General features: G+C 34.6%; 19 protein-coding genes and 1 riboswitch. Of the genes, 14 read left to right on the plus strand and 5 right to left on the minus strand.

Annotated elements, in window-relative coordinates; all coding sequences use genetic code 11:
* Positions 1 to 152: 152 nt before the first annotated feature.
* The 3 genes from ACE01T_RS14850 to ACE01T_RS14860 form a co-directional block, all read right to left on the minus strand.
* Positions 153 to 416, minus strand: coding sequence for a hypothetical protein (locus ACE01T_RS14850; protein ID WP_395519567.1), 264 nt, complete (start codon positions 414 to 416; stop codon positions 153 to 155).
* Between the two features lie 821 nt (positions 417 to 1237).
* On the minus strand, positions 1238 to 1447 hold the full coding sequence (locus ACE01T_RS14855; RefSeq protein WP_171422344.1) for an antitoxin HicB: 210 nt from the start codon (positions 1445 to 1447) through the stop codon (positions 1238 to 1240).
* Between the two features lie 126 nt (positions 1448 to 1573).
* Positions 1574 to 2467: a hypothetical protein gene (locus tag ACE01T_RS14860; protein ID WP_395519578.1), complete on the minus strand. Its 894-nt coding sequence runs from the start codon at positions 2465 to 2467 to the stop codon at positions 1574 to 1576.
* 794 nt (positions 2468 to 3261) lie between these two features.
* On the opposite strand from ACE01T_RS14860, the gene ACE01T_RS14865 reads away from it, so the two are divergent.
* The 7 genes from ACE01T_RS14865 (at position 3262) to ACE01T_RS14895 (ending at position 8954) form a co-directional block, all read left to right on the plus strand.
* Positions 3262 to 3426 carry a hypothetical protein gene (locus ACE01T_RS14865; protein ID WP_395519568.1) on the plus strand — a complete coding sequence of 55 codons (165 nt, stop codon included), beginning with the start codon at positions 3262 to 3264 and terminating at the stop codon, positions 3424 to 3426.
* A 1358-nt stretch (positions 3427 to 4784) separates the two neighbouring features.
* On the plus strand, positions 4785 to 5711 hold the full coding sequence (repM, locus tag ACE01T_RS14870; RefSeq protein ID WP_146857201.1) for a replication initiation protein RepM: 927 nt from the start codon (positions 4785 to 4787) through the stop codon (positions 5709 to 5711).
* Between the two features lie 66 nt (positions 5712 to 5777).
* Entirely contained in the window at positions 5778 to 6314 is a 537-nt protein-coding gene (locus ACE01T_RS14875; RefSeq protein WP_395519570.1) for a plasmid replication DNA-binding protein, read from the plus strand.
* Between the two features lie 297 nt (positions 6315 to 6611).
* A complete protein-coding gene (locus ACE01T_RS14880) occupies positions 6612 to 7436 on the plus strand; it encodes an NYN domain-containing protein (protein WP_120368272.1) in 825 nt (274 codons plus the stop codon).
* A gap of 79 nt (positions 7437 to 7515) precedes the next feature.
* Positions 7516 to 8232, plus strand: coding sequence for a uracil-DNA glycosylase family protein (locus ACE01T_RS14885; protein ID WP_120368271.1), 717 nt, complete (start codon positions 7516 to 7518; stop codon positions 8230 to 8232).
* Positions 8233 to 8376: 144 nt separating this feature from the next.
* Positions 8377 to 8625, plus strand: coding sequence for a type II toxin-antitoxin system HicA family toxin (locus tag ACE01T_RS14890; RefSeq protein WP_004812233.1), 249 nt, complete (start codon positions 8377 to 8379; stop codon positions 8623 to 8625).
* Positions 8622 to 8954 carry a type II toxin-antitoxin system HicB family antitoxin gene (locus ACE01T_RS14895; protein WP_004812232.1) on the plus strand — a complete coding sequence of 111 codons (333 nt, stop codon included), beginning with the start codon at positions 8622 to 8624 and terminating at the stop codon, positions 8952 to 8954. The genes ACE01T_RS14890 and ACE01T_RS14895 overlap by 4 nt, the downstream gene beginning before the upstream one ends.
* Positions 8955 to 9101: 147 nt before the next feature.
* Here ACE01T_RS14895 and ACE01T_RS14900 read toward each other — a convergent pair whose 3' ends face one another.
* Positions 9102 to 10670 carry an ATP-binding cassette domain-containing protein gene (locus tag ACE01T_RS14900; RefSeq protein ID WP_395519571.1) on the minus strand — a complete coding sequence of 523 codons (1569 nt, stop codon included), beginning with the start codon at positions 10668 to 10670 and terminating at the stop codon, positions 9102 to 9104.
* A gap of 342 nt (positions 10671 to 11012) precedes the next feature.
* Here ACE01T_RS14900 and ACE01T_RS14905 point away from each other — a divergent pair, with 342 nt between their 5' ends.
* Both ACE01T_RS14905 and ACE01T_RS14910 read left to right on the plus strand, forming a co-directional pair.
* A complete protein-coding gene (locus ACE01T_RS14905) occupies positions 11013 to 11258 on the plus strand; it encodes a type II toxin-antitoxin system RelB/DinJ family antitoxin (RefSeq protein WP_111885987.1) in 246 nt (81 codons plus the stop codon).
* The gene (locus tag ACE01T_RS14910; RefSeq protein ID WP_074947749.1) at positions 11248 to 11541 is read left to right on the plus strand and encodes a type II toxin-antitoxin system RelE family toxin; all 294 of its coding nucleotides are present in this window, start codon (positions 11248 to 11250) and stop codon (positions 11539 to 11541) included. Before ACE01T_RS14905 ends, ACE01T_RS14910 begins: the two co-directional genes overlap by 11 nt.
* Positions 11542 to 11608: 67 nt before the next feature.
* Here the strand turns inward: ACE01T_RS14910 and ACE01T_RS14915 are convergent, their stop codons facing one another.
* Positions 11609 to 11812, minus strand: a complete 204-nt coding sequence (locus ACE01T_RS14915) for a hypothetical protein (protein ID WP_180111839.1) — start codon at positions 11810 to 11812, stop codon at positions 11609 to 11611.
* Between the two features lie 217 nt (positions 11813 to 12029).
* Positions 12030 to 12097: riboswitch (Fluoride riboswitch) on the plus strand.
* A 59-nt stretch (positions 12098 to 12156) separates the two neighbouring features.
* On the opposite strand from ACE01T_RS14915, the gene crcB reads away from it, so the two are divergent.
* The 5 genes from crcB to ACE01T_RS14940 all read left to right on the plus strand — a co-directional run bounded on the left by crcB (position 12157) and on the right by ACE01T_RS14940 (position 17735).
* Positions 12157 to 12537: a fluoride efflux transporter CrcB gene (crcB, locus tag ACE01T_RS14920; RefSeq protein WP_395519572.1), complete on the plus strand. Its 381-nt coding sequence runs from the start codon at positions 12157 to 12159 to the stop codon at positions 12535 to 12537.
* A 656-nt stretch (positions 12538 to 13193) separates the two neighbouring features.
* The gene (locus ACE01T_RS14925) at positions 13194 to 14624 is read left to right on the plus strand and encodes an Eco57I restriction-modification methylase domain-containing protein (protein ID WP_395519573.1); all 1431 of its coding nucleotides are present in this window, start codon (positions 13194 to 13196) and stop codon (positions 14622 to 14624) included.
* Positions 14621 to 15565, plus strand: a complete 945-nt coding sequence (locus tag ACE01T_RS14930; RefSeq protein ID WP_395519574.1) for a BsuBI/PstI family type II restriction endonuclease — start codon at positions 14621 to 14623, stop codon at positions 15563 to 15565. The genes ACE01T_RS14925 and ACE01T_RS14930 overlap by 4 nt, the downstream gene beginning before the upstream one ends.
* Before the next feature lie 71 nt (positions 15566 to 15636).
* On the plus strand, positions 15637 to 16566 hold the full coding sequence (locus tag ACE01T_RS14935) for an S-4TM family putative pore-forming effector (protein WP_395519575.1): 930 nt from the start codon (positions 15637 to 15639) through the stop codon (positions 16564 to 16566).
* Between the two features lie 158 nt (positions 16567 to 16724).
* Positions 16725 to 17735, plus strand: coding sequence for a nucleotidyltransferase (locus ACE01T_RS14940; protein ID WP_395519577.1), 1011 nt, complete (start codon positions 16725 to 16727; stop codon positions 17733 to 17735).
* Positions 17736 to 17893: the final 158 nt, after the last annotated feature.

Genomic DNA, 17893 nt, shown 5'->3' on the forward strand with positions numbered 1-17893 from the left:
CTTTGAACATACAAAAATTGATGTTCCACGGCTTCTAAGACATTGATTTTAGGTTCAGGATTGGGGTCGCCATGACGTTACTTTAGGGTGTACTCTAAATTTACAGAACATCTCTTATTCGAAATTCGATCGAATGGGAGTAAAAGCCTGCCTCAATTCGAATTAATTTTACGTTTTTTAATTTTAAAAGTTCGTCGCCCAGCAAGTCGGTAAGCAAGGTCAGGATTCCGGCCGTCCAAGTGTTTAACCAAAATTGGCACACCATTCGGTGTTTTACTCATTAAATTATCATTTTCTACATACAGCACTGTTCCTCTTTGCGCTGCGGCACTAAAGCGGTCTCGAAGTACATTTGCAGCTTTGGCAGCAATACCTGATTCATTGTCATCTTCATCAATTAGATCTACTGTTGACATAGTGCCGTACTCCCAATTAGCTGATATATGAATCATATTACAAGTCGGGTAGACAGGATAAAGAACTAGAGACCTTTCTACATATAATGCTCTGATCGACACACACAATAGCTTCTTTCCACATCAAGGTAGGTATTATGTGTGATCTGAATTTTATATTTAATTTCAATAACTTATAAATATTAATGTTTGAGTTTTATTTTTGCCACATAAACAAAATAATATTTAAAATCAAATGCTTATATTTTATAAAAAATTTAAAGCTTAGCATCACACATCATAGCTACCTAAATTAGCTCCATTAGGTAGCTATCATGTGTGTCGATATTAAAAATTATGTTTAATTTCAATGTATTAATAGAATTCAACTCTTTATAATTTTGATATTTTTTTTACAAAGCACGGGATCATCTAACAGAAATTTTTTCCCTTTTTTAATCCTGGATATTTAGAATCGGTAGAAATTTCTTCACTTAAAAATTTAACTGCCTAGAGAGCAAAATGAATCCTATAACTTTTCAGAAACTGGAAAAAATGAATAAGCACTGCAAGGCTTGTGTTAAAGCCTATGCACTTTTGACTTTGTTGAGTCTGGTGACTTTTTTCATCTATTTTTTTAATCGTTTCACATTAGAAATTCTCGTTACGGACACGACTGCTCTATTTCCGGTTATCAAAATGGAAGCGTTGGCACCTGGGATAATGCACATTGTGTACTGCTTCTTTTCAAATATGTCGATAAAAAAACTTCAAATATTCGGCTTAGATTCAAATAATCTAAATGAATACATCCAGCGGAATCAGGAATTTTTTCAAAAATATTAAGGTATGGCTTCTCCAGTGGAACTCATGTCTTGTAATACATCAAAGACAAGTCTCTCAATGCCTGAGCGTGCTTTATCACGGTCTGGATCTAGCCAGGATAGCGACGGAAATTCAGCGCATAACCCAATAAATTCTCCGTCTTGGGCGGACCATGTCACACTAAATGAATAACGAGCTTCGGTCTTAAAATCGAAAAAAGCTTTCATATATTTTGCCGCGTGTTTAGCCTCAGCTCTCAAATCGTCAATTTCTTGGCGGCTGAGATAATAATCATCAGGATATTTCTGCATGAGTTATCACCATTGTTAATTGAGATTGATTTAAAAAACATCCTATACCTCGGTTTTATTGGACTTCGCCTTCCATTTTTCGTATTTTTTGTTGAGATCTTCCGTTAATACACTCCTAAAATGAGCTTCTGCTTCTTGATATGATGAATTATTTACAATCGGACTTTTCAGTTTTTTCATATATGAAAGTTTTAAAGTCCGGGCACCATGATCAAACCAGGGCTGATTATATTTATCCTTGAATAAGCGTTTTTCTAGGTGATACAAATTTCCGATCTGCTGACGTACCCCACGGTAGCCTAAATAGCCCTCCAAGGCCCGGAAATGGCGTTCAAAATAGGCTTTCTTCTCATCCAGACTGGCATTTTTTTCAATCAGGCTCTGAAACCGCAAAACGACCCTTTTCCCTTGTTCTAGTTGTTCCTTATAGGCTTTATCAGTCAAACGCCAAGTCCAATCTGTGACATGTTTTTCATTGGTCCAATTCTTGGCTTGAAGCTCTTTAATGCTTTTCTTCGGCTTGGTCAGACGTACCAGTTCATATCTACCACAGCTGATTGGATTAACCTCACCAATGTAACTAAAAGACTCTGAACTTGGACAGATCTCAAAGATTTTACGGTTAATCTTCAATAAATCTTGTTTGTCTGTTTTGCTCAAAACTTTTTGAGTTTTTTCATCCAATAAGAAAGCATCACTGGTTCGACAAAACAGGTAAGCATCTACTTGCACCAAAAAAGCAGGTTCATTTTTATCAAATTTTTCCCAGCATTCACTCTCACTCAGTCCTGGTAAATAACTATAAGTGAAATGAACCAGCAAGCTAAAAACTGGCTCACTGTTCAATCTTCTTCGATAGGTTTGTTGGGCTGTTTCCAGTAAATGATAACGCTCAATCCATTTTGAAATCATACGGCTTGCTTCATCAGTATTCATATTCAATATGAATTTCTTAGAAACAAGATCATATTCGTTCGTCATCATTCCCATGACATGTTTTGTAAAATCTTTAGGAACATAGCTGTAATAAATCATTTTTTTATTACTCTTAAAGTGATTTTAATAAAGTGATTCTATAAGAGATTTATAAAAGATATTTATTAAAAATTCTATAAGAAATTCTTAAAGTCTCAAAAATGCAATTTTTGAGACTTTAAGAATGATTGCGAATCACCTTCGGAGATTCTATAAATAGCAGTTCCCCAAAATGGGCTTGACGACCGCAACTTGATCAAATATAAAACTTTTAGGGTCTTTGATTTTTTGCGTGGACTGCCAATCCATGAGCCAATTCTTTTCTGTTTGGTTCCTGGGTTGCCTACCCATGAATCAGACACACTCCCCCTTCTTGAGGATTGCCAGTCTTTGAGAAGCTTTAGTGGTGAAGCTGCGTGCGTGAGGAAACTCTAGCTGGCGCGGCTACACTAGGGGCTGGCGGGTGTGACTCCCGCTTTCTACCTGTTCACTCATTTTGATGAATGAACACCCTCCACTCCCAAGGTGGAGGTCAGTTGGGCGACAAGGACACGGGATCACGGTGACGTGGCGGTGGGAGTAACTTCCCTCCTAGGCTGAAAGGGCCGAAACCCTGTATTAAAACAGACAGTCAGAGGACTCACGGAATGAGTAACCTCGTGAATAGCTGATAACCAGACGCTTCAAGTCAAAAACAAAAATAAAGACAAGGGCGTAGGTTATACCCACAGGTGGGCTTTTGAGGGCATCGTGAGGTGTCAGGGTTGCAAGGCGAAAGCTGGCGCAATCGGTACTCGATTTTAGGTGGAACAGTGAATTTGTCGGAAGACATTCTGTTTTGCTGTCGAGATCAATGGATAGCTCAAGCCTGTAAGGTCGTCAACATGGTGCTTTTAGGCTGTGTATGTCGATATGGGTAAGGCGTGAACGTGGATGATTATTAACTACATATTGCATTGTATAAACCTGATACGACTTGGAACTGCGATCGGGGGAGATAGGAATGTAGGTGTTGTATGTAGGAGATCGGCACGGGTTCTGCCAGTTTTCAGGCAACTGAAAACAACTGTTTTAATACTAACTTGGGAAGCAGTTTTGTTTGAAGCCGTATTGCTTGAAAATTTCTCTTTAATTTGAAGAGGTTTTCATTCAATCGGAGGCAACTTCCGAAAAAACAGAACTGTGGGAGAGTGACTTAGTAGGGCTTTGCTGTAATGGCAGAGGAAGCATTTCAATTCGAGTGAAAGGCGAGCGTTGAAATGAGTAACGAAAGGACACACCATTAAGTTGGAGTGTGTAAGAAAATTGGAAGAATGTGGTTTGAGGATGAAGTTTGGCAACTTCATAGGCTTGGCGGTCTAAACCCTCAAACCACATTTGTAAAAATCGACCTAGAAAATCAGATTCGAGTGGCATCGGATCCAGAAATTCCAAGAACCTTGAGAAAACAAGTCAAATCAAAGTCTTTGATCCGACTTTTTAAAAACGGTTAGTGGGGAGCTCACTTAAAAAAATCCTGACGCAGTCGATTCTGCTGAACGAAATTAAAAATCTGTGTGTCCCTCATCACACATAAATAACTGAGATCAAAGTCCTGAGTACGACTATAAACTGCTTTCCATTTTGCGCTCATTTGCGTTTTAAGCCATTTTTTCTATTTAATATAGGGATTCTTGGTAATCAGTGAAAAAACGCGCATACCCCCTATTTTTTGCTTTTAATCGCTATATCAGAGCGAGTGTCTACGAGCGAACATACCAAAAATTGCGCCTAGACTCCCTGAAAAACATTTTTTTTAAATCTAAATACTAAAAATGATCTGAATAGTTGCAATTTTTTGATTCTAGATCGAGCGAAGCGAGCAAAAAAGTACTATGAGCGAAGCGAATTCCGAGCTGCTTTTGCTTTTTATCAAATTCACAAAGAGATTAGCCATAAAATTGCCCCAACGAACTGAGCGAAAGCGAAGTTCAATAGAGTTTGAGCGTAGCGAAAACCAAGGGCAATTTTTCATAAGTTGGGCTTTTAATTATTTTAAGGTTTTTAAATGCTTTTCAACTTGCTATAAGCCTTATAGTTCAATGTTTTCAGAGTATATATAAAGACGTTTAATTACCAATACAAAGACGTTTAATTACCAATACAAAGACGTTTAATTACCAATACAAAGACGTTTAATTGTCATTAAAAGACAAATTAATACTTGTCTTTTAAATGATTTGAATTAATATGTCTTTTAAAGCTATTAATAACTCATATAAAGACGTTTAATTACCACATGAAAAAAGATCTTGTAGTTAAAACAAATCGTTTGAATCAAGCATTTCAAGTACTTTCCCTAGCAGAATTTCATATTGTTCAATTGGCTATTGTAGATGCCAGAGACACTGGTACAGGATTAACTACAGACATGCCTCTAAGAATAGATGCATTACGTTATGCCGATGTATTTGGTACTACTCGACAAAATGCTTATATGAGAATGAAGGAAGCGGAAGAAACCCTATTTAATCGCCGATTCAGCTTTTTTGATGAAGATGGAAAACTTGTAAAAAGTCGTTGGATTTCTCAAGTTAAATATTTGGACAATGAAGGTGCCATAGAAATTGTTTTTACGCCTGCTGTTGTTCAAGGCATCAGCCGTATCAATGGGGTAAAAGAATTTTTTACTCAATATCTTTTGAGCCAAACAGCACAATTAAAAAGTGTGTATTCAAGTAGACTCTATGAATTATTGATTCAATGGAGAAGTACAGAAAAAACCCCCATCATTAATTTAGAAGACTTTCGTGCACAGCTTGGAATCGAAGAAAATCAATATAAATTAATGAGCGATTTTAAAAAAAGAGTTCTTGATCTAGCTATTAATGACATTAATGAAAAAACAGATATTAAAGTAACTTATCAACAACATAAAAAAGGTCGCTCGATCTCGGGTTTCTCTTTCAACTTTAAACAAAAAAAATCAGCTGCTAAGTCACTAGAGAATAAGCGGGATCTAGACACTATCGATCTTTTTTCAAAAATGACCGATAAACAATGCCACCTATTTGCCAATAAACTCTCCGAACTTCCTGAGATGAGTAAGTATTCCCAAGGCACAGAAAGCTATCAACAATTTGCTATACGCATCGCTGAAATGCTGCAAGATTCAGAGAAATTTAAGGAGTTAATTCCTTTACTAAAAAAAGTAGGGTTTCAATGACGTTGTTAATTGACATTGTAAAGTTAACAGTCAAGTATTAACACAAATTGAAAACTGGTTTACATGATGAAAAAACTGTCAGTTTCAGAACTAGCAAAACTATATGGATACTCTAGACAGGCTATTTATGCCCATATAAATAAAGGAAATTTATCAAAAGGATCTGATGGATTGATTGACTTTTCAGAGGCTTTGAGGGTCTTTGGAGAGCCACAAAAAAACAACTCTACTGTCAACCAAAGTCAATCAACTAACAGTCAAAACTTAACAGAAGTTGACTTATTAAAACGTCAAGTTGACATACTAGAAAAACAATTAAATCAGGCAGTGCAGAGAGAAAATCAATCACTAGAACGTGAATCGTTTTATCAAGAACAGATTGAAGCTATGCAACGTCTATTAGAAGCCCCAAAAGCCAATATGACTACGTTTACCGATCAGAAATCTAATCAGGATATAGCAACAGATCCTCGGTTAGAGCCAGAGCCGAACTATGACGGATTGACTACTCTTGAAAACAAGCGAATTCCTGTTCCTGAACACGTAGAGCCTGAACCAGAAAAAAGAGGCTTTTGGAGCCGCTTCTTTAAGCCGTATGGCTGATGGGACTGTTCACCTGGGCTAATTAACCCCGTGGAACATTGCTCAAAAGTTAAGCGTGGAACGTGAAAAATCATAAAAAAAGCCCGAACAGGGATGTTCGGGCTATAAACTTTGAAATAAGTATATGAATTTCAAAGTAAATTATAACACATTTCGTATAAGGTGTATTATGTTAATTTTAGCGAAACTTATTAATTTCAAATAAGCTAAATCTTTATTTTTCCTTGTAAAAATAGAATCTCATTAAACAATAAAAGCTATAATCTTCATTTATTTTAATATCTTGGGGTAAAGACTTTGGCTGTATCAAAAACAATCTTCAATTTAACAGAAGAAAAAACATCAAAATTAGCCGTACTGATAGATGCAGATAATGCGTCAGCCAAAGATATCGAAAATATTCTAAATGAGCTAACCAAGTACGGTGAAGCAACAGTAAAACGTATATATGGAAATTTCGTTAATCAAAATGGTAGTTGGAAGCAAGCAATTAACAACTTAGCTATTAAACCAATGCAACAATTTGCTTATACAACAGGGAAAAATGCTACTGACGGTTTTATGATTATCGATGCAATGGACTTGCTCTATACAGATCGCATAGATGGATTTGCTATCGTATCTAGTGATAGCGATTTCACTGCTTTAGCTATTCGTATAAAAGAACAAGGAGCAACGGTATATGGATTCGGGAAAAAACAAACTCCTGAAGCATTTCGTAATGCTTGTTCACACTTCACTTATGTTGAAAACTTAACTGGTTACGAAGCACCTGCTCAACCTCCTATAGTTCAAGTAAAAGAAGAACCATCAACTATTAAGAAAGAAATAGCTAATACAAGTAATAAAGATGCTAGTCAAACTAAGTCTCAAACTAGCTCTAATTTGCCATTAGATAAAATCAAACAAGTTTTTGATGCACATGATACTGAATGGATTACTGTAGCTTCTTTAGGCTCACAGTGGAAACTTCTACAAGTTGATTTTGACCCTCGTACATATGGTTTTAAAAAACTTGGAGATTTAGTGAAATCATATACAAAAGTTTTTGATGTAGAAGAAAGACCAACCAGTACCAGTGATCATAAGAACTTATATGTCCGCTTAAAAAAGACAAAATAGCAAATTATTAAGCTCGTAATAAACAATATAAATATATGTTTTATATTGTTTATTATTTTAATTTTAGGGAAAATATAAATTGAGAGCTATAGATAAAATTTTTAATAAATTAAAAGAATTCGATAATGAAACATATCCTGAAGGTGTTGTACCTCTATTTGATCGAATAGAGGGAACATCTTTTTTTCCTGGTGGAGATGGTTTATGGAAATATGAAAATGACATTACCGATATAAGAATTGGTGGAATCATGGTTATAGGACATAATTTTGATAACGTCAGTGGATTTAAAAAATCACTTGCATTAGGAAGCGAGTCATTAGCTTGCCCTACATGGAAAAATTTAAGAATACTATTCCAAGAAGCTAATATCGATTTGACGAGTTGTTATTTTACAAATGCTTATATGGGATTAATGAATTCTCAATCAAATATTGGTGTTTTCCCTGGTTCCAAGTCCAGTAGCTTTAAAAAACAATGTTTAGATTTTTTAGAATATCAAATATCAATACAACAACCTCAAACCATTATAACTTTAGGTCGCTTTGTCCCTCCTTTATTAGCACAGTTATCTATTGATTTAGACCAATGGAAAAAAGTAAAAAGTTTTAATGATTTAGATCAAGCTGAAATACAAATTATAAAACATGCTCATTTTTGTGAAAATCAAGTAATTTCAAATATTGTCGCTTTGACTCATCCTGCTAATCGTCATTTAAACATTCAAAAAAGAAAATATAAAAATTTAAATGGTCATGATGCTGAATTAGCGATGTTACGAGAAATATTGTTTTAACCTTGACCTTATCTAAACCAACTCTTTTCTTACATGATATCCCCATATTTAACATAATGGTGGTTATATGAAATGCAACTAAATTTAGTTGCATTTTTTAATTTCAAGGGACTATACTTAGTCGTAACTGAGTAGGGCTAAAATATGGGTAAAACGGAAAAGTTATTGGAAAAATTTGGAAATTCAAAAAATACGTTTCCATATAAAGATTTAGTCGTTTTACTGAGCCAGCTCGGCTATGAAAAATTTGAAATGGCAGGCTCTCGTGTTCGGTTTTTTAATGAAAAAACTGAACATATGATTTTACTGCATAGACCACACCCTGAAAATGAAATCAAAGGTGGGGCATTGAAAGCTGTAAAACAGGCACTCAAGCAGGAGGGATTTTTATGAGCTATTTAAAGTACAAAGGTTATCTCGGAACAATTGAGCCTGATCTTGAAACAGGTGAGTTATTTGGAAAACTTGCTTTTATTCGTGATCTTATTACCTATGAAGCGGAAACTTTAAAAGCCCTTGAGAAAGCTTTTCAGGAATCTGTAGACGGCTATTTAGAATCATGTGCTGAACTAGGAAAATCTCCTGATCAACCATTCAAAGGCACTTTTAATGTCCGTATTAGCCCTGAATTGCACCGTAAGGCGGTTTTAGCATCAAGTAATTCTCTAAATGCCTTTGTCAGTGATGCGATTCAAGAAAAGTTAATGCGTTTAGGTGCGTAATTTATTGAAGCCTAGGCTACTACCTAAAAATTGAAAAACTCAGCAAAAATGGGAGCTTAAAGCTCCCATTTTTATGTTAGTTTCGTATAAGGTGTATTATGTTAATTTTAGTAGAACTAATAAATCTATATATTTGAAAATGTCATTTTACTCAATTAAATACTCTTCAGATATTTCACACTGTTCAACAAAAAAATGATCATGTGAAACTAAAATTACAGCGCCCTGATATTGGCTAATAGCCTGCGATAGAAGCTCTCTAGACTCAATATCTAAATGATTTTCTGGTTCATCAAGCAATAATAAATCAATACCATCAGGATAGTGACTCATTGCTAATAATGCGACTTTCAATTTTTCACCACCACTCAGTTCTGATAGTTTTAATAAAGCTTTTTCACGACGAATACGTAACTGACCTAACAAATTTCTCCACTCAACTTCAGTAAGATTGGAGTTATAAAGTGCAAGGTTTTCGATTACGGATAAATCATTATTTAATAAACTAAAGTTTTGATCTAAATACAAACATGTTCCACTAAAGAAAATATCATCACGTTGATGGGTAGAAATCAATTTCAATAAGGTTGATTTACCAATTCCATTAGCACCTTTAAGATGGATTTTTTCGCCAGCTTTCAATGCAAAATTAATTTTATTTGTTGCTGTATGGGGTAGCTTTAAATCATGAATTCTTAAAATCTCTCCTTGCTTCGTACTCTGTAAGTGGAATTCAAACTTCTGAGCTTTGATTTTTTCTACAATGGTCTGCCTATTAATCAGACTATTTTTCAAATCATCAGTTTGTCGAGTTTGTTGGGCACGTAGCTTACCTAAGCTTTGTCCAGCATTTTCCTTTTTGAAATCTAGAACAGTCTTTGCTTGAGAATTAGAATCACGAAGTTCATTGCCTTTAGATTGACGTTTATTCGCTTTCATTAAGCTATCATGTTGCCGTTGTTTTAACTGCTTTAATTCTTTTTTCTCATTATTAATAGACTGAGTTAATGCATCCATGTGTAGCTGATGCTGTTGAATGTAATGCTCATAATTACCTTTGTAGTGTTGTAAGCCTAATTCAGTTAAAGCATAAATATGTTGGACTTGATTGAGTAATTGGCGATCATGACTAATCAGGCATACACCACTAGGGTGTGCCAAAATACTCTCAATTAACCATTGTCTAGATGTTGAGTCTAAATGGTTGCTTGGTTCATCTAAAAGTAGATAGTGATCCTTTTTTAAAAACAAACGACATAAAGCCAGCTTTGTTTTTTGTCCTTCACTCAGTTTTTCTGTTGGAAAGTTCAAATCCGTAGGTAAGTCAGCATTTTCAAGTATATTTTGCCATTTTTGTGGTAAATCCCAGGTATTTTCAACTAACTCATAATCATCAAAACTAGCTGTATTGTTCTCTATACGCCGAAAAGCATGATGTAAATGATCTACCTCTAATGCTTGTGCAATATTTTCAGCATTAAGGCGTTCTAATTGTGCCAAATAATCATGTTGGATATTCCATGAAACTTGACCACTATAATGAATATCTAAAGCTTGGCTTTGATCTAATATTCTGAACAATAGGGATTTACCTAAACCATTACGTCCAATTAATGCAGAAACCTGTCCTGATAAAAGCGTAATGTTTAGCTGATCAAACATTTTCTGTGTAGAAAATTCTAAATTTAAGTTTGAAGCAATACATGCATGTTGCATAAAAAATTCCTCATGTAGAGGATATGCAAAATAGTGAAGATTAACTTATAAAAAACAATATATTATTTAGGATATAAAGTAGAGACCAAGAATATATAGCCACAAGTAGAATCTATTTTGCACATCAAAAGTTTAAAAATAATGATGAGAAAATGACTTACTTCATTGGCGTTACTCTTGGGAGGATGATTTGAATAAGGTTATTTTATAATGATAAGACAATCTGTCAAGCTTGTACTAAAGCTTCTAAAAGTTATTTAACATAATGGCGATTATACGAACTAGCCATGTAATGCAATTTGCATTACAATATTTCCATACATTCAATAAATGGGAAAAGTGATGGCTACTGTTAACTTCAGGGTCGATGAAGCCCTTAAAGAAAAATCTTATTCAGTTCTTAGAGAACAAGGTATTGCACCTACTGAGTTTTTTACAAATGTCCTTGAATACATTGCAGCGACTGGGAAACTCCCTGTACAAAAAGCCTTACTCTCAGAAGAGGATACCGAGCTATTAGCGATTGTTCGTAAACGTATTAATGATCCTAAAGAAATGTTCGAGGAAATTACTTTAGATGACTTATAAGCTTTTACGTCATAAGGACTTCACAGCTGAATGGGAAAAGCTTCCTAGTGCTATAAGAGATCAATTTAAGAAGAAACTTGCCAAGGTCATAGAGCAGCCACATATTCCCAAGAATATGCTCAGAGGTGATCTGGCAGGCTGCTATAAAATTAAATTATTAAAGGCTGGAGTCCGACTAGTTTATCAAGTCAAAGATGATCAGGTAGTTATCTTGCTCATCACCGTTGGGAAACGAGCTGACAGCATAGTTTATGACGAAGCGAAAAAGCGCATTAAAGACTAAAAATGGGAGCTATAAGCTCCCATTTTTGACTTCGTATAAGGTGTATTATGTTAATTTTAGGAAATCTTTAGAATTGTCCTTCAAGTAACTGACCTATTTCCAACCTGGTATAGCCACGTTCTTTAAAGATCAAAATAATTGCTTTTTTATAATTTTCAGAAGTAGAAGTCTTATATTTGATTATCAGTTGATTTTCAGATTTCAGCTCAAGATCATTTTTGATGGTCAATACTTCGCTAGAGATCTTATTAAAGATATTTAAGTTAAACATACAGGCACTCGTCATCCGTATTATAGCGGCCCGACTATAACGAATACCTGCCTTAGCTACGCTAGACACCCTTGGCCGCAAGGATGACAAATTAAGAAAAACTCCACAAGTGTTTGCTTATTGAAAGAATAAATAGTCCCTCCAAATCCTATTTGAATAACAGCCATTGTGTTAATTTTAAAAATTGTTGATCTTTCAAAAAATAGTTTTAAAATTTCTCTTATAAGGAGATGGTATTCCTCCTTTTACAAACCGCCAGTTCTGGCTGATGATGCCTACGTAACTCTCTTTCCAAGTAGAGTGCGTAGGTGTGCGCTCTACTTTTATTTTGGAGCGCATACACTATGTATTTTTCCCTTCTATCAATAGCTCTTGGCTCTATATTTGGTGCCTGGCTTCGTTGGGGTATAAGTCTTAAATTTAACAATGTCTTTGAAAATATTCCTTTTGGGACAGTACTGGTTAACTTGATCGGTGCTTTCATTATCGGGTTAGCAGTATCATTTTTTTCAAATAGCTCTCTAAGTCCCAATTACAAATTATTTGTCGTAACAGGCTTCTGTGGTGCATTGACTACCTTCTCAACCTTCTCGGTTGAAGTGGTGGGCTTATTACAATCTTCAAAATTTGAGTATGCAATTTCTACGATAGCTATCCATGTGATCGGCTCACTGATATTTACTGTATTAGGCATGCTCACATATCAATTTTGCAGTAACAACTAATACTCTAATGGCTTCAATATGAGGCCTTTTAAAATCCATTTAACATAATGGTGCTTATACGAAATGCAAAATAAATAGTGTTATATTTCAAAAAGTTATGCTATAAGAAATCGGGGGCGCAAACCCGAAAAGCCGACTTGGAAACAAGTCGGCTTTTTTATGAGCGGTTTTGATAGTTCTTGCCAATAATTTTGTTTAAAAAGTAGTCAATTTTGCGGTTTTTCCAATGTTCTCAACGTCCCAGGATCTAAAATTATCCCCATTTCCTGCGGATAAACCTGGGACAGTTTTTAATCATCTTTGTAAGCATTTTCTCACATTAATTCAAGTCTATGACTACTAGTTCACATACTTGAAAATTCATATGATTAGTCCATCAGGAACAGGAAGTTCCGGAACGTAAAATGGATGTTTATGTTCTAACGCAAGGATCGTGAGGTACAACAGGACGTTATACCTAGAACCGAATATGAGAAACCCCGGCAGGATGCCGGGGTTTTTTATTGCCCAGATATTTATAAATCAGGTTTATAAAAAATTGATTGAATGACGGATTTTATAGCACTTAAAACTAGATCAAACAGCTATCAAAAATAAGCATCTTTTTCCGTTTATACTTACGATACTTTTGTTTCACTAGGTCAGCAATACAAACCATGAATCTTATGACTGTCGAACACATAAGAAAGACTACGAATGCTAAGCTAAATCCCAAGAAAAAATCTGAACTTGGGCAATTCATGACGCCTAGTGTTATTGCTGAATATATGGCAAGCCTATTCGACGATCACAAAAAAAAGATAAAACTTCTAGATTGTGGAGCAGGCATAGGATCATTGACCATTTCTGCTGCAAAAAAACTTAAAAATATTAAGTTAGTAGATCTCTGGGAAATTGATCCCATCATGCGAGAACAATTAGAAGTTAACATGCATGCTATAGATATTAACTTTTCTATCTATGCTCAGGACTTCATTTTAGGGGCTGTTGAAAATATATCTTCTGACAAAGGAGAGCGATACACTCATGCAATTATTAACCCTCCATATAAAAAAATTAATAGCAATTCAGAACATCGGAAAGAGTTGAGAAAGGTTGGAATTGAAACCGTTAATCTTTATTCAGCATTTGTTGCATTAACAATTCAACTCATGGAACAAGATGGGCAAATTGTAGCGATTATTCCAAGATCATTTTGCAATGGTCCTTATTACAAGCCATTCAGAGAATTAATTTTGAAGGAGTGTTCTATAGAACACATTCATATCTTCGAAAGTAGAGACATGGCTTTTAAAGATGATGATGTTTTACAAGAAAATATCATCATTAAACTGATTAAAGGTAAACAGCAGTCAGACGTTCAAATTTCTCAATCTAATGACCAGACCTTCCGTGACTACCAAAGCAAAACCGTCCCTTTTGTTGAAGTCATTAAACCTAATGATCCAGAACTATTTATCCGCATTGCTACGAACGGGCAGCCTCAAGAAGAAAATAATACGTTTTTTGCCGTTTCATTAAATGAATTGGGAATATCTGTAAGCACAGGACCAATTGTGTCTCACAGAATGAAAGAGTTCTTAGAACAATCGCCTCAAGATGGAGCTGTTCCATTATTTTACCCACATCATTTCGTAGATAAGCAACTTCAATATCCAAAAGAGCATAAGAAGCCAAATGCTATTAGGGTTACACCAGATTCACAGAAATGGCTGCTACCGAATAATGGCTTTTACGTGATTGTCAGACGATTCAGCTCTAAAGAAGAAAAACGACGAATTGTTGCTAATGTCATAGATCCCAATATGATTGATACAAAATGGATCGGGTTTGATAACTGTTGGAATGTATTTCATATAAAAAAACAAGGCTTTGACTATGAAACAGCAATGGGGTTAGCTTGTTTTCTGAATAGCAGCTTATTGGATAGCTATTTCCGTATTTTCTCAGGTCATACTCAAGTAAATGCGACGGATCTCAGAAACATGAAATATCCATCCCTTCAAAATTTGCAGCTTTTAGGCAAAAAATACGACATTAAAATGAATCAAAAGCAGATTGATAACCTTCTCGGGGAGATTAAGTGAATAATCAAGATACAAAGCTGCAGCAAGCATACGATATCCTTGTCCAATTAGGCATGCCGCGCCAACAACTTAATGAACGTACTGCTCTCTGTCTACTCTGTTTACTTGATATGACACCTGAAAAATTATGGAACCAAGCAAGTAACCCTTTAGTAGGTATTACACCTATTATGAGCTGGTCACGAGAGCACTATCAAAGAGAATACGCTCCAAATACACGAGAGACATTCCGTAGACAATCGATGCACCAGTTTATTGAAGCAGGAATTTGTCTTTATAACCCTGATAAACCTGATAGACCAGTTAATAGCCCTAAAGCTGTGTACCAAATTGAATCCAATTTGCTTCAAGTTCTTCAAACTTATGGAACAGAGCAATATGCAATCATGCTACAAAATTACCTGCAGCAAAGACAAACTCTTGCTCAAATGTATGCACGAGAGCGTGAAATGAATATGATCCCATTACAATTAACAGATGGTCAAACTATTCTACTTTCAGCAGGTGACCATTCTCAGCTCATCAAGGATATTGTCACCGATTTTGGTGCTCGATATGTTCCTGGAGGAGTATTAGTTTATGCAGGTGATACAGGTAACAAACATGGGTTCTTTGATGTTGATCTACTAGCATCTTTAGGTGTTCAATTAGACAACCATGGTAAACTACCAGATGTTGTTATCTACAATCCTGAGAAAAATTGGCTATTTTTAATTGAAGCTGTTACCAGTCATGGACCTGTAGACCATAAAAGATATGGGGAATTAAATACATTATTCCAACGCTGTACAGCAGGTTTAGTTTTTGTCTCGGCTTTTCCTGATACCAAGACTTATGCGAAATATAGCAGTGTTATTGCATGGGAAACTGAAGTGTGGATAGCAGATAATCCATCTCACATGATTCACTTCAATGGCTCAAGATTTATGGGGCCTTACTAATCTATTCTAGATTAAGTAGTATTTAAAAGATAAAACGACATTAAAAAAATTTAATGTTATTGAGTAAAAATATGACTATATCTCAGCGACAAAATAAACCAGAAAACATTAAAAAACTTCAAGCTCAACGACAAATGTACTCTGATATAAAGTTTTGGATGATTTTTATAGCGATAGTTGGTGTCGTTCTACCAATCGTTGTTTCATTTATTACTTTCGCTATGAATAATGACTTTTTCTCAAATTTACTTAATTTTGAGAAAAAAGATATCGGATATATTTCTGCTTGTATAGGGGTAATCACAACAATCTATGTTGAATTACATAGTAATTTTCTAAAAAAATTGAAGGAAGATGCTGCAAAAATACAAGAAAAATTCGATACGGATGTTTTTGGGCTACCATGGGATAGTATAAATGTTGGCAGCAAGCCAGATACTGGGTTAATTCTTAATAAAAGTAAAAAATTTATTAAGAAGAATCCAAATTATACAGGTTTTGTGGATTGGTATACCATTAAAGCGGCTTCCTTTAAATACCCAGAAGCCATAGTGTTTTGCCAACAACAAAACCTTTATTGGGATAGCTCCTTACGAAAGGATATTGTTATTATCGCCAAAATAACACTATGCATTATTGTAATAATGATGTTCATATTAGGAGTCTTTAATGATTTTACATTAAGAAGCCTTATCACAAATGTTGTACTTCTATTATTACCTATTTGCTTGTTTTTCTATAAAATTATTACTGAACATAATGACACCATCAAAGAAATGGATCGTTTGAGAGATATCAATGACGATATAATAGAAATGACTATATCCGATGCATCTCCTGCTGTGGATTTCCTATCTCTATGTCGTCAGCTACAAACAGCTATTTATAATCATAGAAAGTCTGCACGTCCTATTCCTAATTGGTTACATAAAAAAAGAAAGGATGATCAAGAAGAAGAATCTGCTGATCGGATGCAACAGTATCTTGATACTCACTCCTAATACTATATTTAAAACCGCTTGACCACTATATAAAATCTTTATCAAAGTTTTATTTAAATTTTGATAAAGATTTTTTTATGTTTATTTAATTAAAATTAATACTTTAAATCTAAAAATTAAACCTAATCTATAGGATGAACTTGAGAATTAGGATAAATATGGCAACAACAGTTACAAGTGCTTTCAACACTTTTCAAAAAGATATTGTTAATTTAGATTCAAGTACATCAATTAATGCTAGATCTAGTCGAGATTGGCTACTAGAACAAATTTCTAAATTTCCTGATAAAAATTTAAATTTCCCTATTTTATATCCCGATATAAACATTGCTTTTGGTTCATTTGCAAGAAAGACAAAAACGAGACCTCTTGATGATATTGATTTAATGGTTGGAATTAGTGCTGATGGATGCTATTACTCTGAGAATTCTTGGGATGATATAAGTCTCTGTTTTCCTGATAATTATACAGGTAAATTAAAAAACTATGCAGATACTAGAAATTCGTCTTATTTAAGCTCTACAAGAATTACCAATGCTTTCAAAACTGAATTAGGAAATATTAGCCAGTATTCCTCAGCAGAGATAAAAAGAGATGGAGAAGCAGCGACTCTAAAATTAGTCAGCTATTCATGGAATTTCGATATTGTTCCATGTTTTTTCACAAAGCCAGATATATTTGGGAAGACTTATTATTTAATTCCTAATAGAAATGGAGGCTGGAAAAAAACTGATCCTAGACTTGATCGAGATAGGTTATCAACCGTCAATCAAAATCAATCTGGTAATGTTTTGAATGTAATTCGCATATTGAAGTACTGGAAACAAGAAAAAAGAATAAACATCGGATCGTATTTATTAGAAGCTATGATCTTGTACTACTATGCAAGTAAATCGAATGATGCATGTTCAAAGTATGTTGACTTAGAACTAGAGAATGTTTTTAACTACTTAGCAAATAGTATTCTTAATACTGTGGCTGATCCAAAAAATATTCAAACTAATATCAATGATTTCGACTACTATGATAGGTATTCATTGAGTGAAAAATTTAAAAAATTTGCTCAACTTTCGAATGAAGCTAGACAGCTCGAGAATGATCAGAAAATGGAAAAATCTATAAATAAGTGGAAAGAAGTTTTTGGAGATAATTTCCCTGATTATGGTTAAGATTAATAGTATATGAATTGAAAATGCCTAAACTACAGGCATTTTCAATATCGTATTTAACATAAAATCTCTTATGCGAAATTCAGTTGTAACCCCCAAATAGAAATGTCCGGTTTATCGATTGCTCGACCTAAGATCTCAGAACATAAGAATTTGAT

It is taken from the genome of Acinetobacter uliginosus (genome assembly GCF_044130295.1).
Taxonomy (GTDB): Bacteria; Pseudomonadota; Gammaproteobacteria; order Pseudomonadales; family Moraxellaceae; genus Acinetobacter.